Annotated in this window: 22 protein-coding genes and 1 tRNA gene; 1 reads left to right on the top strand and 22 read right to left on the bottom strand. The window is 37.6% G+C overall.

Annotated elements, in window-relative coordinates; translation table 11 throughout:
* The first annotated feature begins 50 nt into the window (after positions 1-50).
* Positions 51-140 (top strand) — tRNA-Ser (locus HCJ45_RS04685).
* 211 nt (positions 141-351) lie between these two features.
* On the opposite strand, the gene HCJ45_RS15075 is transcribed toward HCJ45_RS04685, so the two are convergent.
* From HCJ45_RS15075 to HCJ45_RS04575, 22 genes are all read right to left on the bottom strand, one after another.
* Positions 352-1,389, bottom strand: a complete 1,038-nt coding sequence (locus HCJ45_RS15075; protein ID WP_223196504.1) for a restriction endonuclease subunit S — start codon at positions 1,387-1,389, stop codon at positions 352-354.
* On the bottom strand, positions 1,386-3,326 hold the full coding sequence (locus HCJ45_RS04675) for an HsdM family class I SAM-dependent methyltransferase (RefSeq protein WP_061106462.1): 1,941 nt from the start codon (positions 3,324-3,326) through the stop codon (positions 1,386-1,388). Before HCJ45_RS04675 ends, HCJ45_RS15075 begins: the two co-directional genes overlap by 4 nt.
* A gap of 127 nt (positions 3,327-3,453) precedes the next feature.
* Positions 3,454-3,684: an SH3 domain-containing protein gene (locus tag HCJ45_RS04670; protein ID WP_039390104.1), complete on the bottom strand. Its 231-nt coding sequence runs from the start codon at positions 3,682-3,684 to the stop codon at positions 3,454-3,456.
* Between the two features lie 271 nt (positions 3,685-3,955).
* A complete protein-coding gene (locus HCJ45_RS04665; protein ID WP_068996426.1) occupies positions 3,956-4,801 on the bottom strand; it encodes a DUF5776 domain-containing protein in 846 nt (281 codons plus the stop codon).
* 3 nt (positions 4,802-4,804) lie between these two features.
* Complete coding sequence (locus HCJ45_RS04660) at positions 4,805-5,083, bottom strand: holin (protein WP_068996425.1); 279 nt, start codon at positions 5,081-5,083, stop codon at positions 4,805-4,807.
* Between the two features lie 12 nt (positions 5,084-5,095).
* Positions 5,096-5,461, bottom strand: coding sequence for a Gp23 family protein (locus HCJ45_RS04655; RefSeq protein WP_003722523.1), 366 nt, complete (start codon positions 5,459-5,461; stop codon positions 5,096-5,098).
* Positions 5,462-5,499: 38 nt separating this feature from the next.
* Entirely contained in the window at positions 5,500-6,561 is a 1,062-nt protein-coding gene (locus HCJ45_RS04650) for a hypothetical protein (protein ID WP_077951459.1), read from the bottom strand.
* Positions 6,554-8,854: a phage tail spike protein gene (locus tag HCJ45_RS04645; RefSeq protein ID WP_233492646.1), complete on the bottom strand. Its 2,301-nt coding sequence runs from the start codon at positions 8,852-8,854 to the stop codon at positions 6,554-6,556. Before HCJ45_RS04645 ends, HCJ45_RS04650 begins: the two co-directional genes overlap by 8 nt.
* Entirely contained in the window at positions 8,851-11,094 is a 2,244-nt protein-coding gene (locus HCJ45_RS04640; RefSeq protein ID WP_068996423.1) for a distal tail protein Dit, read from the bottom strand. The genes HCJ45_RS04645 and HCJ45_RS04640 overlap by 4 nt, the downstream gene beginning before the upstream one ends.
* Positions 11,087-15,286, bottom strand: a complete 4,200-nt coding sequence (locus tag HCJ45_RS04635) for a phage tail tape measure protein (RefSeq protein ID WP_068996422.1) — start codon at positions 15,284-15,286, stop codon at positions 11,087-11,089. Before HCJ45_RS04635 ends, HCJ45_RS04640 begins: the two co-directional genes overlap by 8 nt.
* Before the next feature lie 196 nt (positions 15,287-15,482).
* Complete coding sequence (gene gpG / locus HCJ45_RS04630; protein ID WP_068996421.1) at positions 15,483-15,830, bottom strand: phage tail assembly chaperone G; 348 nt, start codon at positions 15,828-15,830, stop codon at positions 15,483-15,485.
* 89 nt (positions 15,831-15,919) lie between these two features.
* Entirely contained in the window at positions 15,920-16,495 is a 576-nt protein-coding gene (locus HCJ45_RS04625) for a major tail protein (RefSeq protein ID WP_068996420.1), read from the bottom strand.
* Positions 16,496-16,515: 20 nt separating this feature from the next.
* The gene (locus HCJ45_RS04620) at positions 16,516-16,914 is read right to left on the bottom strand and encodes a hypothetical protein (protein WP_068996419.1); all 399 of its coding nucleotides are present in this window, start codon (positions 16,912-16,914) and stop codon (positions 16,516-16,518) included.
* 2 nt (positions 16,915-16,916) lie between these two features.
* Positions 16,917-17,282, bottom strand: coding sequence for an HK97-gp10 family putative phage morphogenesis protein (locus tag HCJ45_RS04615; RefSeq protein ID WP_068996418.1), 366 nt, complete (start codon positions 17,280-17,282; stop codon positions 16,917-16,919).
* Complete coding sequence (locus HCJ45_RS04610; RefSeq protein WP_031669990.1) at positions 17,276-17,596, bottom strand: phage head closure protein; 321 nt, start codon at positions 17,594-17,596, stop codon at positions 17,276-17,278. The genes HCJ45_RS04615 and HCJ45_RS04610 overlap by 7 nt, the downstream gene beginning before the upstream one ends.
* Entirely contained in the window at positions 17,566-17,904 is a 339-nt protein-coding gene (locus HCJ45_RS04605) for a head-tail connector protein (RefSeq protein ID WP_012951326.1), read from the bottom strand. Before HCJ45_RS04605 ends, HCJ45_RS04610 begins: the two co-directional genes overlap by 31 nt.
* A gap of 48 nt (positions 17,905-17,952) precedes the next feature.
* Positions 17,953-19,122 (bottom strand): phage major capsid protein, encoded by a 1,170-nt coding sequence (locus tag HCJ45_RS04600; RefSeq protein ID WP_068996417.1) that lies wholly within the window; start codon positions 19,120-19,122, stop codon positions 17,953-17,955.
* 64 nt (positions 19,123-19,186) lie between these two features.
* Positions 19,187-19,753, bottom strand: coding sequence for an HK97 family phage prohead protease (locus HCJ45_RS04595; protein WP_049955709.1), 567 nt, complete (start codon positions 19,751-19,753; stop codon positions 19,187-19,189).
* Complete coding sequence (locus tag HCJ45_RS04590; RefSeq protein ID WP_068996416.1) at positions 19,750-20,985, bottom strand: phage portal protein; 1,236 nt, start codon at positions 20,983-20,985, stop codon at positions 19,750-19,752. The genes HCJ45_RS04595 and HCJ45_RS04590 overlap by 4 nt, the downstream gene beginning before the upstream one ends.
* Before the next feature lie 2 nt (positions 20,986-20,987).
* Positions 20,988-21,188, bottom strand: coding sequence for a DUF1056 family protein (locus tag HCJ45_RS04585; RefSeq protein WP_023552290.1), 201 nt, complete (start codon positions 21,186-21,188; stop codon positions 20,988-20,990).
* A 6-nt stretch (positions 21,189-21,194) separates the two neighbouring features.
* Positions 21,195-22,922 (bottom strand): terminase large subunit, encoded by a 1,728-nt coding sequence (locus HCJ45_RS04580; protein WP_228504399.1) that lies wholly within the window; start codon positions 22,920-22,922, stop codon positions 21,195-21,197.
* Entirely contained in the window at positions 22,915-23,442 is a 528-nt protein-coding gene (locus HCJ45_RS04575) for a phage terminase small subunit P27 family (RefSeq protein WP_012951321.1), read from the bottom strand. Before HCJ45_RS04575 ends, HCJ45_RS04580 begins: the two co-directional genes overlap by 8 nt.
* Positions 23,443-23,476: the final 34 nt, after the last annotated feature.

Genomic DNA, 23,476 nt, shown 5'->3' with positions numbered 1-23,476 from the left:
TTAGCTAATTTTATTATACAATACTTCTTGTCGGCATTCTATGTCACAAAGGAGAAATACCCAAGTCCGGCTGAAGGGGACAGACTCGAAATCTGTTAGGCGGTGTATGCCGCGCCGGGGTTCGAATCCCCGTTTCTCCGTTTTTTGTTTTTGTTTAACTAAGGTTATCTGTTTCTAAATGGTTGTTTAATGCCATTCTAGCAACAGATAACTTTTTTTATTTTTGTTTAGTTCAGATTGTTTTAGAAAAGTTTTGCCACGAATTTGCCACGAATTTGCTGAAACACAAAAACTATTACGCTATAGTATTAGCGTGTTTTTTTGCATAAAAAAAGCCCACCGAATGGTGGGTTAGATTAAATGAGAATTTGGAATAGAACGAATATAGTCTTCCATGAATTGCCAATCTGGTGTTCCTTCATCAGTGACAGGGAGCATGATTTGAAGTTTTTCTAATTTTTTAGAATTTAATTTATTTCCGAAACCAAAACTCATATTTTTTCTTTGATTTGTAATCGCTTGCGCAATATATAATTTACTTAATTTCCCTATTTCATTTTTTGAAATTAACACCGTAACATCTTGGGTTGCTACAAATTCGTAAGGATGATAATGAGCGATTCCAGCTCCTCCATCACCATTATTATTAATAGCTATTGCATTTGAAAACACCGTTGAAGAATTCCTCTTTTCTACAAAACTATCAAATCCATTTTGAATTTTTCGAGCAGCTATTAAAAGTGTCTTTCCTGGCTTGAGCGTATTCTTTGCTCCAGAATTACCTCTTTTTATTTTAAATAAATTTCCTATCGCAAATGATTTATATTTTTTTTGTGTTATATTAATTTCGCTGTTGCCAACTGGTATTATCTTAGGGACTCTGATTTCAGCCATTATATTTATAATATATTGTTCCATATATTTCCAGTTAGGTATTTTGTCATCTGATAGAGGTAAATAGATTTTACGTTTAGATAATCTTGTTCCAGTCAAGCCTATCCCATATCCGTATTCGGTCCCTTCTAAAGAACTTGTAAATGCTACTTGTAAGAATAGGCATTGTTCAATAGACAAGTCAGTGCTATTTTTTCTAATGCAATAATACATTTTATTACCAGTAATGAATTCATATGGTTGTGAAAAAAAACAAACGGACTCTGCACCAAATGTAACAACATTTTTAGGACAGCTAAAAAAATTATCATCTGGTAGAACTAGACATTCTAATCCATTGTTTCTAGATGTCCTAGTCACGTATGGAATTCCTCTTTTTTGACTTTCAGTCAAATCATTTTTGTGATAAGGTTTAGAATTTTGAATATCAAAAATTTCATGAGTATTAAATTCTCCCCACTCTACCTTATCTAAGCTTGGTAGAGTGGGATCTATTTTTTTGAGATGTCATCCTCATTATCCTCAAATAAATAGCCTCTTCCGTGGATCGTTTGATCAAATTTAAAAGCTAAATAGTCCTGTACAGTTCTAGCAAACTCCTCTGGTTCAGGAATACTATCATTAAAGTAAAAATAGCTGTGCAACCATTCATCTTCAGCAGTTATTGTTGATTTTATGACAAATTCATTTTGCATATCATAAATATCACCTTTGATATTATCTAATAAGTATCTTCGTTTTTCCTCTGGGAGAGTTCCGTCTGGAGTAAGTCCAAGGTGTTTCTTTAAAACATAACCGTCATCTTCAAAATTAAAAAATCTCACGTGTTTGCGTTCAGGATGAGGAATTTGAGCTGTAAATACAGCTATACATGGATTAACTCCTATGCCATAAAACGTATTTTTATTTAGTGTAATGACATATTCTAAGGTATGCTTATTTAATATTTCTTTTTTAAACTCTTTATCTTTTTTGGTTTTACCAATCATGGTTGATTGAGGTACAATAACCGCTAATTTCCCTTCTTCAACCAACATATCTAACGCATGATTTATGAAGCTCAACTCGCTTAGATGACTTAGTTCTTTAGTCTTTGCCTGACTGTAAGGCGGATTAAAAAGTATTTTATTAATTCCTTTATCTTGCATCTCTTTACCAGACTTCGTAAACATATCTGCAAGCTGTAAATTACTTTTTCCATCTCCGCGAAGAATCATATTAGTTGTCGCAACAGTAAATAACTTTTCTTGTAATTCTATTCCAAAAAGTTGATTTTGCTTGATACTATTTTTTTGTTCTTCACTTACAGCATTATTAAGCATTCGATTCATTGCAGAAATTAGAAATGCCCCGGATCCACATGCAGGGTCTAACACTTTATCATTTGGTCGTATATCAATTAATTCTGCCATTAGTGACGTTATGTGTCTAGGGGTAAGTACTATTCCTAAGGGGTTTCCATCGCTTCCACCATATTTCACAAATTCCCCATAAAAATGACCCAATATATCAAATTCTGTATTTTTATCAAAGTGATCTAAAATTTTATCTTTTAGTTTTATCAAGAAATATTTTAGTGGTGTACATCCTAAATAAGCATTTTCAGAGTTAAGATATGGATTCGTCTTAATAAAAGAAAACTTGTTTTTCAAAATGCTAATTTTCTCGTTCCAGCGCTCTGCATTACTAATTGGTCTAACTCTTTGGAGGTACCGATTTATAGCGCTTAAAATTAAATCGCCATCTCTACTTTCAATTTCCGTTCTTCCTTTTAAAGATTTTGATAAATCCTGCGTATCGTCTTGCAAGGCCAGCAATATAGCAGACACAACGGTTGCTTTATTTTCTCCTTCTAGTGATCCATAGTTCCTTAAATCTTCATGAATTTCACTTGCGATAGCCTGCAATTCAATTATTTCTTTTTGTTCTTTTGTTAATTCGCCTAAAATATTAACTCTATACCATTCGTCTATTTTATCAGGAGCAAAACTTGATAGGTTATGTAATTTGTTCAGTTTTTTTATACTAATCTTATTTTCCTTTTTGTAAACAAATATTGGTTGTATTTCTCTATTACCAGAAATACCAATTGCTATCACTTCGTCAAAAAGTATTGTTTTTTCTACGATATGTTTCGCATAATGAACCGCACCATTTACAGCATATAAATTGGTAGACGGATAAGTTAAATCTATTTCACCTTGATCTGGTTTAATTAATCGACTAGAATCAAGCTTATCTTCAATAATAATTAATCTTCCATTTGAAAAAAAGATGAATTCTGGTTTACCTACACCCTTACCATTTTGCTTACTTGCCCCTTTTAGAGCTTTTCGGATTTCTGGATTACTAGAAGTTTGCTCTTCATAAGGAATGTTTAGCTTCTCAATTTCCCTTCTGACCCATTGATCCGTTACTGTTTTTTCATTCATTTTCAAACCTCCTACAAAGAACGTTTTCTATTGTACTAACAGTCTTTGTCTCTAATAGATTTTATACTACTAGCTGTACATTTACAACTACAATTATCCCACCCTCAACCGAGAGTGGGCTTTTTGGTTATTTAAACGTTCCTAGTGCCTTGCCTGTTTTTGAATTACGAGCCTTTACATAGTATCGAGTGCCGTATTTTGTATGAATCCCAATCCAAATAAAACCATCGCGATCCACATAACCATCATACTTTACCTTATTGCCTTTCTTGCGTGTAGATTTTTTGGCAGCTTTGGCAGAAGCTTCAAGTTTTACCTCTACCGTTTGGTTGTCTTTAATTTCTCCATAATTTGACAAACGTACTTTTTCACGTAATCTGAACTTGAATTTCCTTTGATGATCCAGAAGAAAATATTTACAATACTTCTCTCTATTACACCAATTAGAGAAACTTAAATACCCAAAAGGGCCATAAGAGCCTGCACCTAAAATGTATGCAAGCTTAGTTTTTCAACCTTTTTATCAAATTTAAATTGCCTTTTTATATAAAAGGGCAATTATTAAACTTCAAACTAATAGTATCTTGTTTATAAAACAAAAAAACCCCGCAAAAAGCGAGGGCAACAAACTAAATCTTTTTAACAAACTTCGTGTTAGCAGTGAGATAGTAACCGCTCTTCGTCTTCAAGCGAGGTGTCCCGCCCTTTGTTTTAGCCATTCCTGTAATCGTGAAGATAGTGCCTGCCGGATATGTTCCGCCTGTTTTATGCTTCTCCGTAAAGTCTACTGAATTGTATAGATCACATTGTACTAGTGTTTTGATTTTTTTAGGATTTTCTGTGTAGTATGTGTTTTTGCTTGCTGGTGTGTGTGGTTTTCCTGCTTTTAATTTCGCTAATAATGTTGTATTCTGCGTTGCTGTTCCACTGTAATTTTTAATTCCGTAACTTGTCGCTAGTTTTTTACGATTCGCAAAGCTTGAATCCAGTTTATTTAGATTCATATAATCTACTAATCCTAGACTGTTCGTGTTTGTGTTTGCACTTGGTTTAGAAGAATTACTAGTACTAGCTCCTTTTCCAAAAGTATCAGTTCCATAACCTTTATAATTAAATTGAAGGTGTGGATTGTCTACAAATCCAGACCAATCACCACCCCATTCAAAGCCTAAAGATTTGGCCTTTGCCACAAATTTCTTGCCTTTGTCTGAACGATAAGCGCCCCAATCAACCGTGTTACCTTTCGCCATAACGAAATCTAGTGCTTGTCCTATTAAATGATAAGAGCGCATTGTTTGACTCGCTCCGCTGTTAACATTTGCGGCTTGTTGTTCTTTCGTTCTAATTGTTTCGTAGATTAATACTTCAATCCCGTTGCTTTCAGACCAATCTAGCAATTTTCTAGCTGCCGCTTTTGTATTGTCTGCTAACTTATTTACATTCGCTAAACTTCTACTATGATAATAACTTGTCATTTTTTATTCATCCTCTCCATATTTTTTGCTTCGATTAGTAAATTGTTCAAATAATCCAGTACCGCCAGCTCCTGCTAAAGCACCTGCCCAAATCATCGTCGCAAGCGATCCAGAGCCATCTAAAAACGTTGCTAATGCGCCCAGGATAGCTCCGATAAGAATGCTCACAGTTGGAAGCCACTTAGACGGGACTAACTCCGTCTTCTTAATCGCCTGAACAAACACAGGTGTTACAACTACTAAAAATGTCATGTAAACTAGTAACTCTTTTCCAAACTCCATTTCTATCATCCTTTACTTCGTTATTTTGTGTTCTAGTAAATCTACTTTATGTGCTAACTTACCGACTGATTTTGATAGACTGTCAATTGATTGTTGTTGCTGTTTCATCATGTCATTTTGTCTATCCATTAGCCTCTGTTGTTCGTTCATCGTACTTATAAATTTATCTCTCTCTTCTTTCGATTCCTTATTACGCTTCTCCCGTTCTTCCTCCACTTTTTCGCGTTCTTCTTTCATTTCTATTCTTACAATTTTTGAATCATCCCAAATTCTTTTTGTGATAATTAGTAAGATTATAAAAAGCGCTACAAAGAGCGCCGCGAAGAACATTTCTTTCGCTAAAGCATAATCAAAAACTTTTGTTAGCCCATCATACATTTTCATCATCCCCCATAAAAAATAAGCCTTGCTCGGCTTTAATCTAAAACATAAAATAATTGATTTAACGCAAAATAAGTAACGCTAGTGTCGACGGGCATAAAACTCATTGCATTGGCGGAAGACGCATGTACTCGACCACCAGTCGATTTGCTCGTTGCCGCGTAAGCCATCGCCGTTCTTGTTGTCTGTATCTCAAGAGGCACAGAAGCAAAAGCATTAGCTGATGCCCATGCGGTTGATTTTTGAACTTGACCACGGAAAAACACAATTCTAATTCCAAAAATGCATAAAATCATATATTGAGGTGTATTAAATTCGGCTGTAGAATATCCTGCGTTAAGCGGTAAATCTTTCCAGCTTGTTTTATAAAACGAATCTGCATCAATAGAAAGCTTAATATTTCCCGATTCACTGAAAATCAACGATGATGCTGTTAGCATTGCATCTTTTGCAACCCCTTCTCCTTTATCATCAATTAGTTTTTGAGCTATTTTATAGCCGCCTAGTGTATTTATAACGCTTTCCAAAACAGTAGAACCCAACCCCGTTGGTAGATAAGTGGAAGAGGTAAATCCATCGTCATTCATTCTCACGGCACCAGAATACAAATTTCCGTCTTCATCTCGATGATTTACCGTGTGCAAAAACTCTGATCCACTTATAACTCCGCCAAAGATAGAAATTGCGTGCAATTCTTCGATGCTTAATGCGGTTAAATCGAACTTTTTGTCTACCCACTCCCCTTCCTTCCAAATCTTAACAGCTCCCACATTTCCAGCGGCATTCAATGAATACCAAGTATCGCCTTCGCTAGGCGTTTCGGGCGGCGTTTCCGAGTAAATAGTCTTACTTTTTTTTCGCGCCTCTTCCAAAGCTTCCTCTATTTTCTCGCTAGCTTTTGGGTCCGCTTCTGCGATGTCGATTGTCCCGACTTCCCAAACCACTCCATTCCAAAATTTATAAACCGCCGGAGAATAATTGGCATCCAGCCAACCTGTTCCAACCGATGGATTTTCTGGGGGCGCTGCCGATGTGGTTATCCCATCGCTCAACACTTGCAAACTTAAATATCCTGTGCCTAACACATTTTTACTCACTAACTAATACCTCCTTCTCCCTTATTCTGTAAATCCTATTTACTCGCTTTCCCGGCTCACCAAATCCGAAATTACAACTTAAATTTCGCACTCCGTTCCCGTCAAAATATATAAAAGCGCCTTCCATTTCCGCCACAGAACCTGTCGGAACGATGGTTCCCTTGTCGAATGTAAAAGCAAGTTTATATATCACTTCTTTGTTTATCATGTCGTAACATATAACTGTATTTCTATCAGTGCCAGTTATCCCAGTGCCATAACTTAAATAAGCATAAGGAAATGCCGCGCATGTACTTTGTAATGTCATTGTCGCGATATTAAAACCCATTTCTTTTCCAGAGCAGCGATAAAGCGGCGTTATTTTCCCTTTCAAAACATCGCTGACATTACAAATAGAAATCCCCAAATTGGCGCCGCCGTCGCTAAGGACAACATAGTTATTTTTAGTATCATATGTTACTCTGTAATAAGTCGTGCCAGTATTTAATTTATAGTCTGTTTTTTCGTAAGTGAGCAGCGCTGGCGTTGAAGTCCCGACATATTTAAATCTAACTATTGCATTCGCAGTGTGTTTAGCATCTGTAAACCAATGCGTCCATATATACATTTCGCTTTCAAGTTCTGACCATTCCAATCCTATCGTTGTCCCATGTCCTCCTTCTAAACATCGAACGGAGTCAATATAAACTCCTCGCAAGTCAGTTCTAGTCAAAATAAACGACTCTGTATATCCTGCGTAATTGCTCGCTTGTGTCCAGTAAATGTGGCCTCTCTCGTAGTCAACTCCAGCGCATTGCATAACGTTCGTAATGCCCGTTCCAGCTCCTAATTCAGCAAGTAATATGGCATCTTCTTCTTTCGCAGATACAAGCATTACCTCGCTCGCGTCATCAACAACAGTGCAAGAAATGCTCGCGCCAGCCATTAACGACGCTGGAATAGTTACCATATTGCCTTTTCCAGCCCATTCTCTTTCCCACGATTCGACATGATTCCCATCTTTATCGAACAATGACCACACGAAATTTGCTGGCGCTATGCTAGATGTTATATTATCTTTTCCAGAAAAAACTCTTGCGATGATTTGCGTTTCCAGTTGACTAGATTTAATGACATTAGCACCAGCGAGTTCGATTTTATATGTTTTTGATTCTTCAATATCCCGCTGCGTTTCAAAAATCAGCGCTTCGAGCGCAGACACATCAGAAGGTTTCACCGATTTCACAGTGACAAATTCTCCGGCCACCACTTTGTTTTCAGACGGATTTGCTTCGGACTCTGTGACAGAAATTATTCTAGCGATAACGGTTAGTGCCGGCGACATGTCTAAGTTGATAATACGGACAGTGTCGCCGATTTGAATATCTTCGTTAAAAAGCGATATATCAATTTCGTAATTAAAAAGAGGGCGACTAGCTTTTTCTAACTGCTCTTTTCCCCAAGTAAGTAATCCGGATGCGTTGAAAATCTTTTCATTTTGCACTTTGCCGAATCGATATTCTTTTCCGTCGTTAAATTGATCATTCGCATTTTCGTTAACAATATAATCTTTGCCGCCGTTCACGCTCGCTATAGTAATTGGCGAACCTTTTCCGCTTGGTGTGCCACCTTCGACGATTAAAGCGGTATAAAACGATTCTTCGTTTTCGATGCGACTCATGCCAACAACGTTTTTTTCATATTCAATACGAACGCCATTGTTATCGCCTATTTTTCTTTTTATATCAACACACTTCGTAATTTGTCCTGCCGATAATTCTACATAAGCATCTATTTCAACGTTAAATAGAGAGACCGCTTCGCTGAAAGCCTCCCTACCTTCTTTCCTACCAGTAAAGTCAATACTTTTAGTATCGCCTGCAAATTCATTGTCTGAAATAATCCAACCAGAATTTTGAAGGGCATATTCGAAAATTTGCTCTGATGTTGCGTTAATCAAATTTTTGTTATCTAATACAGTGTGATTCAGATCAGAAATTAATAAATTTTCGCAAGTGGCCGTTTTTGCAAATGTTTGCCCAGCGGTAGTCTCTCTCACTTCAATAATGCGATAAATATAATACTTTCCATTTCGTTTTTGCTTTAAAATGTGATTGCCAGCGACTATATAATCCGTTTCGTGATAGCCGTAACTCGCTGAAATAGTGAGATTATCTGACCATACTTTGCCGGATTCGTCTGCTAATTGCGTTACAACAACATCATCATAAAATTTACAAGAAGCCGGTCTATCGTTATCTAAAACACCGACTTGCTGCAATCTATTATCTAAAATTAAATACAACCAATTCACCCTCTCGTCGGACGATATTCTATATAAATCTCTGCACATTCTGTTTCGATGGGAGCAGGCGACCAGATTATATCTGTCAAATTATCGGTCATTTTCACTTCTCGATAATCCACTCTTGTTCCATTTATAACATCTGAATTATACGGAATGATGCGCACCCAATTATCGTCTGCTGTAAAACTAAATGTAAGTCTATACCATTGATTGATTGTCCAATTCGGGTAATCAGACTTACGGATATAAAACGTACTTGTCGCAACAGCTGCGGCATTTGTATACTCTTCATCCGGAAACGTTCGCACGCAAAAAAAGATGTCAGAAGACTTATCGTTTTTCGTCAATCTCACATCACAAGAGACCAAATAGTCTTTTCCTTTTTCTACAAAAATTAAATCCGACGCGTTTTGAGCAGCGGCATTAGTATGTGCCATAATACTAAATATCGAACTATCTGGTTTGTCGGCTTCTGGGTTAGAAATTCGATAGGGATTGCCATTTGCATCGCCGTTTGTCCAAAACTTTTTGCCTTCTTTCCAGGTGCTGTTACGAATTAAATTGTGACTAGCTCCATCATAAATTTGCTCGTAGGGAGAATGAGAAAAAGCTAGTGTCGTTTCATGCCCGCCGTCGAAAGTTGGCAACTCTCCTCCGATCGCCCAATTTTTTTGTTGTATTGTACCGTTGATGTACACGTGTTTGTCTTCTGCGTTAAATTTTACTTCATCTCGCGAATTTGCTACATAATCAACCCCAGACGGCGTATTTTCAAAAAGTTTATTGACTCTTAAAAAAGACATCGACATACCCTGTTGCGAATATCCTTTTGCGTGTTTTGGATTATCTTCGTAAATATCCATTTTTGCATTGTAATAGGCAACGCCGGACAGCGACAGCCCTTTGTAATCATTTAACGTTTTAGTAATGCGGATTGGTGTAAACTTTGGATCCTGCGAACGAGATTTGTTATATTTATTTACCAACAAAGTAAACTTGTTTCCTCGTTTTTCCAGAATTATTTCACCATAAAAATTGCTAAACATTGAAGTTGTTGTGCTTTCGGCTATTTTAACATCGCTCCACGCTTGTTCTGTTTTTGTTTTGTTTGTCCCCTTCACTTTCACTTTTACCATTTTTCCGCCCAGCTTTACTCTGACCGTTTTAGTAACTGTTTTTCCTTTTTTTGTCGGTCCCGTGCCACTGTAAACGAATGTATTTTTAGAGCCAGAAAATAATTTCACTTCTAAAATTAACTCACTTGACTTCACTGAATTTTTTTTAAGCGTCATTACTCCGATTTTACTTTTGTTTTTGTCTAAGAGGTAAAGCTCGACCTTTCCTTTCGCTCGTGGATAATACGTATAATTGTGACAGACGAATTTAACTGACCAATTATCTAGTTCAGCATCCATCATTTTCATAACTGCCGCACCATGCCAATTTTCTGTCGTAGTTCCGTTTCCGCCCCAAAACTGTGCTCCATTTTTTGAACCAATTCGAAACTCTGTATGGTTCGAAATCATTTTTGCGTCATTATAAATAAAACCATTTTCTAAAGCGAACGGAATATTGCTAGATGATAATGTTGTCCATGGCGCAAGTGTGTTGCATTCATCTTGATAAACCAATGGAGACTTATCTACACCGATGTTCCCCGTCTCCGGATCTACATCTTCGCCTAAATATGCCCATCTGTCTTCTTCGTCCTGCACCACGGCTATCTTCCGCGTATTTGCGTATGGAATCATAGAAATGATAGGATTGCTTCTTCTAGTTCCTCGCGGTGTAATAATAAATGGATTAACAGCTACTTGCACCGTTTCTTTTTCCATATAACCCAAAACATCAGAACAATTAAACGCGATGGTAAAGAAGCCGTTCGCTTTCGTTCGATTAACCTCACTAATATTAGACACGTGCGCAAACCATTCCAAATCTGGTTCGTCGTCAAAAATAAGAGAGTATTCGTTATCTTTATCCGACCACAACCAGTCAGAAATATCGTGCAAATCTGCTAAGCGCGATTCGTGTGTGTTTGAAACTAGTTTTACATCAATTTCGAATGGTCTTTGTCCGATGTTGTTTCCTTGATATACCGCTCCGTCCATCCCTTCAATATTCTGAACTATTTCCGAACTAGGAGGTATGACAACGCGTCGAATATCAATAATCTTCAAATTATATAAGCTCGAATGAGAGCCTGCAAAAGAAAATCCGAATTCGTTAATTGAATTATTATACATTTAAATCCCCTCTAATCCCTCTTGATTGAACGCTATTCTTTTGTTTTTCAAATCTTGCGATAGTTTTGAATAACACGCCTTCCGAAACCATGCACTCAACAGTTCCGAGCATTACTGGTTTTTGAACTACGACAATGAGCTGCTCTACTAATTCTTTTAATTGAGAAAGCAACACTTTGTTACTCTTTTGTTCATCGCTAACTCCTGTTTGTTTTTTGCTTAAAGATGCGTTCTCTGTCGCAGAATTAATAGCACTTGCTATGTTGACAGCTTTTGATTTACTTACCAAATCTCGTGTCGTGCCACTTGCAAACTTAGGTACTTTATTCAAAATTTTAGCTGTTTTATCACCTCGCAACACTTTCGTCCCTCTTGCTAAATTCAACATTACGTTTCTGCCGTATGGTAAAAAAGTTTTTCCGTTTGGCAAAGTGATTAATTCTTGATAATTAGCGCCACGTGCGTCATTAACTACTGCTAATCCTCCTTTATGAAAATTTGTACCAGTAGCTAGCCCTTGCGGTCCAGATGGCGCTTTGCCGTTTGTCTTGTAGGCGATTTCAATTATTTTTTTATTTCTCATATTTAACATTTCTTGCCAATTATTTATTGCGGATTGCACTTGAGAGGCGACGGATCCGGCATTTGTCTCCATTTTCAACCACTTTAGATTTACAGGAACACCGTTGTAGTCATATAACACTTTTTTACCACTTGTTACTTTATTAAACAAATCTCGGTTATTTGCATAAAGTTCTTTTAAGTTAATTTTTCTGCCGTTGTATTCAACGATAACGTCGTTACCCTTCTTCACTTTATTGAGTACATCGCTATTGTTTGCAAATAAGTCTTTTAAATCTACTGTTTGATTATTGTACTGCACCAGAACTGTTTCACTTTGTAGTATTTTATTCAATACATCATTGTTATCTACTATCAAATTTTTTTGCCCTGGAATAGCCTTGTCCCACTCAGCAAAGCCCTTTTTTACGTCTTGCATTGTGTTGTCTACATTAGTCTCTAAAAAAGCTTCTTTTTTGCTGCTGTCCCATGGAATTTCATCCCATAATTCATAATTTTTTAAAACCTCGTCAAGCTTCTGCGGCGTATTTGATTCCAAAATGGCTTTTTTTACTTCATAGTCTAAATTATTCCATTTTTTGTTATCTTCAAGTGCTAAAACGATTTGGCGAGTGCTATCTGATTCAATCAATATCTCTTTTTCTTCAAAGCTTAATTGATTCCATTTTCCGGATTGCGCTACAGCATCGAGTATAGTTGCTTTTGCGTTTGAATTTAAATCTGCTTCTTTTATAATGAATTGTAGATTTTTCCATTCTTTTTCAGATGACATAGCTTTCGAAATCACATCATTAATATTTGTTGTTACTTCCCCGGTTTTATCGTCTAGTATTAAATCATTCCATGCGACATTAGCATCAGAAGATTCATCTGCTAATAACCCCAAATTGTCAGCTGTATTTTTAGTTGTCTCGTTAGAAATACGCTCTATATCTTCTAGCGACAATCCGAAATTTTTAAGTCCATCCTCTATTGCACTCTCCGAAATTCCGCTGGCTCTTTCAAGTTCTACCCAACGAACCGCGATAGATTCCGTAACAGCTTTATTTTTCGTCTCTAAAATATCTAGCGTACTCATGTATCGTTCAGTATTACCGTCTTCCGCATAAAGCGCTTTTGCATTTTCTTTTTGTTCTTCGTAGGCTTTTTTCTGTTCTGACATCGACTTAGATAGAGCATTCGCGCTTTTCACACGCTGACTCCTATCCATTTTTTCAATATCTTGATAAAGAGCCGCTTTAACTTTTTTCTCTTCGTCGCTAGACAGTTTAAGCGCTTCTACATTTTCACTTAAAAGGTTCTTTTCTAGTGAAATAAGACGCTTGTTTTCAGTCTCTGTTAAATCACGTTCATTTTTAGCTGCATTTTCTACAATCTTCATAGCTGAGTCCGCTTGCGTTTGAGCCAACTTTTTCTTTTCTTCACCGTCTTTTTTTGCCTCATCAAGCGTTTTTTTGTACATTGTTTTTACTTCTTCCGGGAGATTATTATAAGACTCTTCTAACGCTTTGATAGAATCATCAACGGATTTTTTGACCTCGTCAGCCATGCCCTGAAATGCAGTTTTTACAATTTTAGCATTCCCTGACATATCCGTAGAAAAAGATTCCATTGCGACGGTGCCTTCTGCTGAAAATTGGGACACTTTGCTAAGCGATTTGTCTGCCGCGTCGCCTATATCTGCGCCCCATTTTCGTGCATTGTTGTCACCGAAGACTTTGTATAATCCGTAAGCAGCTAAACCAATTGCCCCAATCGCCAATACCCATGGCCCCATAGTGACCAATGTGGCTCCAAGCGAAGCACCAAAACCGCGCGTTGCCACTGATGCAACTTTCGCTCCTTTTCCAGCGTTAACAGTTCCAATAGCAAGGGCATCAGTGCCTGTTTTTGCTAGTTTAGCTTTTACTGCAAAATTGCCTAAGCCTTGCACCATTGACCCAGTAGCTTTTATAAGCGTTCCGCCCGCACTAACAAATTTGCCAACACCAATCGTCACAGGCCCAAACGCCAGCGCAGTTGCGGCTAATTTTAAAACTAGCTTTTGTGTCTCTGGTGTTGCATCCGCAAACGCTTTAGACATTTCTTTGATACTATTTAGAAAAGGCTTAGAAGCTTGAAGACCAGCATTCAATGCTTTCATGAACGGGCCGCCAAGGTCAATAGCTATATCGTTTATTTGATTTTTAAATATCTTTAATTGCGATTCAAATGTTTCATATCGTTTAGAAGCCTCGTCGGTCAATGCGCTGTTTTCTTTCCACGCAGTTTTCGAATTACCTAGCGCATCTGTAAGAATATCCGCATTACCGGATAATCGAAGCATAGTATCAGATTCACGAATCCCTTTAATCCCTAGATCGTTTAAAATAGCTGTTAAATTTTTTCCTTCTTTACTGTTTTTTTGCAAACCATGGACCACGTCATCCAGCGCGCCTGCTGCATCATCTTTCCAAGCTTTTTGGAATTGTTTCGCTGACATACCCGCTAGATCCGCAAACCCTTTTAAAGAGCCTTTTCCGGAGTACACGGCGTTGTTAATTTTCTTCATGACCATGGACATTGCTGTACCGCCAGCCTCCGCTTCAATGCCGACACTACTCATCGCCGCTGCCAAGCCCATAATGTCCGCTTCACTCATATTTACTTGTTTGCCTTGTCCGGCCAAGCGGAGGCCCATATCGGTAATTTCTTTTTCTGTTGTAGCGAAGTTATTTCCTAGGCTAACGATAGTCGCGCCTAAACGGTCGAAATCGCTTTGTTTCATTTGTACGATATTCGCAAATCGAGCTAAAGCTGTCGCTGCTTCTTCACTTGACATGTTCGTTGCGACACCCAAGTTCACCATCGTTTTAGTAAAGTCCAGTATGGCTGGCGTTTGAATTCCCAGTTGTCCAGCCGCTTCGGCAACAGCGCTTATTTCTGTTGTGCTCGCAGGCATTTCTTTAGACATCTGCCGAATTCCAGCAGCAAGTTTGTCGTAAGAATAAGTGACTTCACCGTTTTGATTGACGACTTCGTCAACCGTTTTTTTTACGCCTGCAAACGCGCTTTCGAAATCGGATGCTGCTTTGACTGAAAGCCCAATTCCAGCAGCAAGCGGTAAAGCGAATTTCGTAGTAATTCCCATGCCGACTGAACTAATACCCTTGCCGACATTTTGCATTTTAGTGCCTAAGGCCTGCATTTTAATCCCCGACTGGACCAGTTTGCTAGAATTTAATGCGATTTCTTTACTTAGTGCATTATATTTTCCGCGTAAACTTTCCGCTTCGGCAACAGATTTGTGCATTGCTTGTTCCGCTGCAAGAAGTTTCCTTTTTTGTTCATCCGTCGCGGCGTTAACGTCGCCAGTTGCATCTTTTAAAGCGTTATATTTTTCCGTATTCTTTCTTACTAATTCGCTAGAAACTTGCAACTGCTTGCCTAACACTTGCTGTTTTGCTTTTAAACCTTCAATTGATTTTCCGGTATTTTTAAACATTGCTTCCGTAGCTTTTAAATTTTTTCCCAAGGCCTTTCCTTGCCTTTCAAGCGTTCGTGCGGAGGTTTGAAAAGGGTTGATATCCAAGCTTGCGGTAGCTATCAAATCACCAAATTTTTCAGCCAATTAATTCAACTCCTTTTTTAAAATAGACCTGGGAAAGCCTTGTCTATTGCTACGATTTTTTCTTCTTCTTGCTTCGTTATTTCGATTAAAAACTCTACATCGTCTAGCGTCATCGCTTTTAACTCATGTAGTTTATAACCAGCATCTAACAGACTTTTAAATAACGATTTAAAATTTTCTAAGGCTTTTTCAATCGTTATTTCTGTTCCTTTTTTGTTTCGTCAGTATTGCCGCCCATCACTTCGAAAAGAACTCCATTCACCACAGTAGCAAAGTCCTCTCGTGTAATTCCTTTCAGCACATCATCAACTGAAAATTGATTGTCAAAAACCGTCACTAAAAATTTAGCTGCGTCTTTCGTACCTTCCATCTGCAGCATAATTCCCTCATGCGTATTTGTAAGTTCCATTTCATCTTTTCCTGCGAAACGTTCCACTTGTCTGATGTTGTATTCCATGCCAAGCATTGCGTCGAACATTGTCGTCTTATTCTTTTTATAAAGAACTCCTTGTTTTTCATTTTCCTTCATTAATCTAATTTCCATAATTAAAAATCCTCCGTTTTTTATTTATTCACACATGAAAAGAAGTTTTTCAGCCTTGGCCAAAAAACTTCTTTTCTCTAATATTTAATTTATTCTCCGTTCTTCGGAGGGGTAACCGCTTCGGTTGGATCGATTCCATACACCATTTTATAAAAATCGCCTAACACAAAATCTTCATTATCTTCTCTTGCAATAACCAACATGTTACCATCAGCCTCACGAGCTACAAAAGAAGCAGAAATCGTTTCTGTTTGCGCCGTTGCTTTATCTTCTTTCGTTGTTAAATCCAATCCGGACGGCGCAAATTTCCCCTTCACCAAGCCAAACCATACATATTTCCCAGAATCTAAACGAGAACGGAAAGAAGTAGCAATATAAGGCGCAGAAATGTCTTTCTTGAATAATTCCATGCCTTTTTCGACTGCAATACCAAGAAGATCTTTTTTTGCATCGGAAGAAATATCAGCTAAACCGTATTCTAGCCCAAGCTTTGTGATTCCCGATTCAAGAATTGCGAAAATGGTGTCATCTGCATAAAAATTTTCGTTTTCCATTTCCAACTCTAATTTTGCAGTCGTTAGCCCTGGCAACGATTTAACCTCGCTCGCTTTATCCTTTTCGTCTAATTTAGCGTATTGCGCTTTATCTAAACCAATTTTTACCATTTTTTTTCCTTCTCTCATTATTATTTTTTGAAAACACCTTTATACTGTCGTGCGTTATAATTAAATTTAAAATCCGGCTCGATGTAAGTGTCGTCAGCGTACTGCTCAAATCCGTTTAAACGCATCGCTTCATCGATCAACGGAATTAAAATTTCAAGATGTTGTATGCTGTTCGTCATTGTCGATATTTGAATCTCTGCTGACTCTGCATTTGCTTTGTCGTCAAAATAAAAAGAGCTGTAATTATTTACAGACTCAATCCGGATAACAGGAGCATTTTTTTTATTTTGAAAAGTCTCCGGAAGAACAAGCATGTAGATAGTTTGTTCTTCTAACGCTTTTCCGCGAATGTTGTTAATTGATTCATTTAATGCTTCATTTTGAATAAGAGCGTCATATGCTCGCTTGACCGGTAGCATAATTACAACCCCCTTCTCAACGCTTCGGCATAAATGCGTAATGCTTTTCTTGACATCACATTCAAAGTTTTTTCTTCAAAATTCTGTGCCGATTGCTTCGCTGTTCCGTTGTTGGGAAAACGCGCGCGCCACCCTTCTTTTTTGTAAAGAATATCTTTTTCAACGCTTCCGCCAGAAAGCATTTTAAATCCCGACAGTGTAACATCATCTTTTAAATGTTTTCCTGCTTCATCGCTGACTGGGATATTGCTTTGCAAAAGTTCTTTTGTTTCTACCGCTACTTGATTGACAGCTTTTTTTGCTTCTTGTTTATTTTCGAGAATCATTTTTTGAATATTTGCTTGCATTTCCTCCAAACCTTTTACCATTCCACCCACCTCGCTTTAATAAGCTTAAAGTCGTCTGCTTGTGCAGTTGGAGGCAATTCAATGATTTCGAAGTCGTTTCCTTCGTAAAAAATCACTTGCGTAGAATCAATATTAAACCGCTGTTTTTTCCGGATGATGAACGTTATTGTGTTTGCGCGGCCTTCGGTGTCTGAAAACTCTTTTATAGTTGCTCTTCTAACACCAGCCCAGCAAGACCCAACCGATTCTTTAACTTCTCTTGATTCTCCGTAGTTATTCTTTTTATTCTTTTTTTGTCTGAATGTTATTCTATCTGTGAGTTCTTCAAAGTCCATTTTTTATAATCACCTCGCAGGCGTTGAATGTAAGAAATTAAAGCAAACGGTACTTCGTTTTGTTTTTGCAACGACGTAGCTTTTCTATTTTCGTAGTTCGAGCTTAGTAGCAACAACGTCGCTATTTTAAATACAGCGTTATCATCAAAAAAAGGCGATTCATACTCAAGTGTAACCGCACCAACAATCTCTTGTTCCGCGGCAGGCAAGTAAATATTTTGAATGATGCTATCGTCTTCGTCATGTTCTAACTTCAAGTGTTCTTTCGCAGTTGCTAGGTCTATTCTTGTCTTGTGTTCGTTTGTCAAACACTCACCTTCTTTCTAAAAAAGAGAGCCGTTAAGCCCTCTTTTCAATTAACCCGCGGTTGGTGGAGTAATTTCAAGATAGCACGCAGCGTCCGGATCAATTTTTTTGAAGTCGTTACGAACATTAACGGCTAATCCTTGACTATATCGGTCGAACTTTTCCCATTCAACTGTAATTTCCGAACGATTAAATACAGCTACAGATTCCTCAATATCTCCAACGATAACAGGATATTTTGGATTTGTCTGCGTTCCTTTAGAAGCTAATAGACTGTTAGAAACGACTTCGACGGGTAATGAAAATAATGATTTACCACTAGGCGCGGTCAGATCAGGCTGTAATAAATAACGCCCTTCCGAGTCTTTCAATGTGTCTAACCAGTTAAAAGCGTCTTGATTCACGATGAACATTTTATTTAGCGCTGGATCTAAAGTCACGTTTATAGCTTTTTTAATATCATCTGCTCCTGTCCCCGCAACAGTTGTCATCGAAGAAAGCACTTTGATGATGTTGTAATTTTTTGTGTTTAAAACCATGCGAGCTAGTTGTTTTTTGATATATGCTTTCACGTCAATAGCGGAGTCTTCGATAAGTTCTTCGGATAGAACGATTTGTCCGCTTCGAGTTTGAACGTCCCATTCCACCTCGATGAACATCTGTTCATCAATCTTAGCGATTTCTGCTAATTCCTCTTTAGTAGCTAATGTAGCTGAAATTCGTTTTGCAATTGGGAACTTTCCTGTCTTCGTATTTACATTTTCAACTGTCGCGTATTTTGATAAATCTAATTCTTGTTGTTTTAATTCTTTAACTGAGTTTGTAATATCGACCGGAACAATAACGCCGGTGTTAGTTGTTGTTAAATCTCTTGTTTCAGCCCCTTTACTTCGGATGTATCTTTCGAACGCATCGACTTTATTTGTATTATCTAAAATATTGTGATTGCCCTTTGATCGCTCTCCGTTATCTTCTTCACCTTCACGTTTTTCCAACGGATCCGGAATTGTTTCTAGTTCACTAAGACCAAGTAATGTATCTAATTCTTTTTGTTTAGCTTTTAACGTTTCTTTCAAAGTGTCAATTTCTTTTTTTAATTTTTCGGCCGCATCAACATCTCCAGACTCCGCCTTCTCGCGTGCTTCTGTAATTTTTGTGTTAAAACTTTCTCTTGTGGTTTTTAGCTCTTTTTCCAATTTTTCAATTTTATCTTTAAACATTTTCATTCTCCTTTTCTTTCGTTTATTCCAACAAAAAAACACTTGCCTTTTGGACAAGTATTTTTTAAATGGTTAATTCGTCTAAATCAAGTTGTACCTTAACAATTGCTAAACGCTTTTGATAATCTTTTTCATTAGCTAATTCTCTTGTAGCTACTGCGACGTTTGTGTCTTCATATGCCGGGATAGTAACGATTGATATTTCTTCGATTTCTGAAAATTGTTCAATAGTTCGAATGTAGTCACCGTCTTTACTTCGTTTCCAAGAAACACCGTTTTCTGTCGTTCTAAATTTAAAACTACATTGACTTATATTGCCCGCTTTGATGTTTTCTTTTAAATCGCGCGCAAAAGAGGTTCCAGGCAATGTACACACAAATCCAAGACCAGTAGAATCGTTTTTTAGCATTAATGTTCCGGCTTTTGTTCGACCGATACATTGATTCCGGTCGTGATTAATTAACGCTCTAACATCTGATAGATCCACACCGTTTAGCGCGTTCGGGGAAATGATTTCTTTATAGCCGCCTAAGTCTTCACTTAATGAGTTATATTTAAGTGCATAGCCAGCGATAGAATTCTCTTCTTTACTCTCTACACTTTCGAGCGATCGTGTTTCCATTTCATTCATTCATCCTCACCCCCTTCGCCTGCAGAACGGGTTTTATAACCTCTCTCGCTTCTGTTTTTCTGATATTCTTTTAAACCACTTAGCTCCGTATAATTTAAACTAGCAAGTAATTCATTGCCGCCTTCAACCGGAGGCGCTCCGAATCTCGCGCGGCCCTCATTTGGTGTCAAGAGAGTTCCTTGCACCAATTCTTTAACAACTTTCGCTTTTGTTTCCGGATCCATTTCAAGAAGCCGGTCCACGTTAAAACTTACTTCAGTAAATTGATTAAAAGGATAGTCAATCATTTTGAATTCAATTTCTGTGCTAAAACACGAAAAAATAGGATAAAGCGTTGATTTTAAGTAGTCTGCATTCGCTTGTGATTGCGACGTATTCGTTGTTTCAATGCCTAGTTTTTCCAAAGGAAGGCCGAAACTTTTCGCTACTTGGGCAGTAGAGAACGTATATCCGTTAAGAAATTTAAGAATTTCGGTAGGTATTTCTAGTTGTTTGAAGTCCATCGTGCTATCTAAAGCTAGTACGCCGCCCGCTTTCATCGCACCGCCATAAGCTTTTGAAAATTCTTTTCGTTTGTCCGTTAATTCTTCTGTGCTTTTTAACGCTTTATCTAGCTTCACGATTCCCCCAACCATTGCACCACGTTTAAAAAACGAATCCAGCGCACTTTTAGAGCCTTCCTGGATGGAGATTTCTTTTGCTAATGTGTGAAGTGGACTGTATGCGTTAAAGCCATCGAGCGTAAAAATCCGGAAATGAAGCATATTTTTCGCCGGAATTGTTTTCGTTTTTCCATCACTTTGGACAATTGTGTAAACGATAGCATCTTTTTTTTGTGTAAAAGTAACGGTGCTATTTCGGTGAAAAAGCAACTCTGCTGGGACTCCGTATTTCGCACGTTTTATTTCTACAAAAGATTTACCGTTTAATAGCATATTTGCTGTAATGACAAATTTAAAATGCCACGGATTCATTTGTTGGTTAGGTCGTTTGTTAAGCAAATAGTTTAAATTACTATCTTTTTCTTTTATTCCATTCACAACGATTTCAAAAGGAGAACTTGCAACATCCGACGAAATTGTTTTAACTGCAGTGTAAATATCGCTATTACGCAAAGCTCCAACACCTGACCACGAAACGTTTCCTCCGTAAGCCTCTGACAAAAGCACGTTTAGCGTATCTGTATCCACTTCCGTCTTTTCTCGAACTTCACTTCTTTTTTTAAAAAACATTTTTAATCACCCCCCTTTTTTGGGGCGCTAAGCAAGCTTATAACTATCAACATAATGCCAGCGCTAATTATTCCAGTTTTGAATGTAAATAAAAACGCCGCATACACTAGTAGCGACATTCCAGCAAGCAATAGTAGCGAGTGACTGTTATCAGCAATCCAAACCAAAAAAGCTAGCAAAATTCTATTTAATTTTTTAACCAAGTTACCTCACCCCCATACATCGAAATAAAGTTCTTTACTGTCCGGCTCGTAGTACATAGCTTCCGTAAATCCATCCACAACAGCAACGATTGGATCTATTTTTTCGCGATTTCGTTCTTTGTTAATCTGACAAGCATCATTTGTATATTTTAAGATAGCGTTATTTACTGCAATATCAAGCAAAGCATTATTGCTGTGTGTAATGCGCTTATCAATAACCCCGAGCTTAAATTCTTTTGTAGGGTCTGATAATGTTTTAACGCCTTGTCGAACTTCGATTAATTCGTAATCCAAACCTCTTTTTTCTAGTTCTGCGAGAAAAAGAGATATATTATAAGAATCGTAACAAATTGCGCGAACGTTTAAGTTGTATGCTTGTACGTAACGTTCAATATAATCAATCATTTGCGCATAGTTAATGATTCCAGACTCTAAATCTGTTAGAGTCGCAACACCTTTTTTAACCATCAGACGGTAATCAATCTTATCACGATCTATTTTTAAATCTAATCCGCCGCGCGTGCCAATAAACGAATGCGCATCCACATGAAATTTTTTATCTTCAAACGGGAAAACAAAACCAAGCGCCGAAATATCTCCGCCTTTTGACAAATCAACACCAATATATACGTCTTTGCCGTAAATATCTGCATCGCTGGCCCCTGCTGCTTTCCAGTCCTTGGCGTCCATGTAAGATTCTTCGCTAGCTTGCATCCAGTAATTAAAATTTTTAACTAAACGGCGAAAAATTTTATTTTGTTCTATTCCTGTTTTAATCCGTTTGCGCAAATACTCCATGTTGTCTTCGTATTTTGCCTTAATTTCTAAAATCGGATTTGATTTTATCCAGGTCGTTTCGTCTTGCCATTCGTCTGCAAAATCTTGTTCTGCAATAAAAACAAACATTTCGTCATCAATCACGTTCCCGGCCAAAATACTTTTAGCGTAAGGGTACATCGTTGTATATAACCATCCGTTCAATTTAAAACCTGCAGTAGAGATAATGAAAGTCAATGGCGACTCTAGTTGACCTTGTCCAGATTCGATCAATTCAAAAATTTCATCGTCTGTATATTCGTGCGCTTCATCCATTGAAGTAAACTGCGGTTCGAACCCGTCCAAACTACTCGTGTCCCTTGAGAGCGGAATAATGAACGAGTCGTCTATTAAGTTCCGTATTTCTTCGCGCACTTTTTTTGTCGCTTTTCTCACTTGTTTGTCCTGCAAACTCAAAGCTCGTAAGAACTTCGCAACCATTTTAAAAACAAGGGAAGCTTGTTTTTTATCATTTCCAGCACAAAACATTTGTCGGCTCATCTGCGGATTCTTAAAGAACAAGAATTCATATAACATTAAGCCTGCGATTAAAATAGATTTTCCGTTTTTTCGGGCCATCATGACCAGTGCGGTTTTAAACCGTCGCACATTTTTCTTACCTTTTTTATACCAGCCGTGGATATTTCCAACAATAAATTTTTGAAACATCGCTAAAGGAAAAGTTTTGCCAGTTTTTGGATCCGGAAGAACTTCCATGAACTTGATTGCATTTTGGGCTCTTTTGGGACGGTAGGAATATTTAAACGATTGCTCTTTTATTTCCAATAAATCGTTTAAATGCCTTTCACATGCCGCAATTACTGCATTAGATGCGAGTATTTTTTTATCTAAAATCAATCGACAATATAAATACGCATCATCTTTGTACTTATCTTCAATTTCACTAAAATTAGTCATCGTCTTCATCTTCTTCGTCATCATCTGCGAACATATCAAAGATAGAAGATTCTTGTTTCTCCTCCGGCGTAACAATTTTCATTCTGGAATCTACTGTTAAACCTAGACTTGAAGCGCTTTGGATAATTTTTGCCGATGCGTCCGCCATCATACCAACCGCCGGATTTTTCCTGGAATAATCCGTATAGTATTTAACTTCCTGGTTTTTGTTTAAATAAGAGCGCGTCATATAAATTCCATTTTTTTTATACTTATCATAAGCTTCACGCCAAACTGAATACCAAACACAATATTGTTCCAAAACCCCTCTATCTAATCCCCGAATCGGAAGCTTTTTTATTTCTTTTACAACACGACGATATTCATTTCTTGCTAAGTTATTGAAATACTTCGGTGGTGTTTCTTGCAATTCTCCAAATCCGTCTGTTGCTTTATTTTCAACGTTTTCACGCTCTTCTTTTTCTTCTTTTGTCAAGTGTTTTTTGTTAACTGCTGTTAGTTTTTTCTTTCTTCCTGCCAATTTGAAAAATCACCTCCTCCAAAATATTTCAAAA

Origin of the sequence: Listeria immobilis (assembly GCF_014322845.1) — a bacterium.
Lineage (GTDB): Bacteria > Bacillota > Bacilli > Lactobacillales > Listeriaceae > Listeria > Listeria immobilis.
This window is presented reverse-complemented; position numbering and strand designations above follow the sequence as displayed.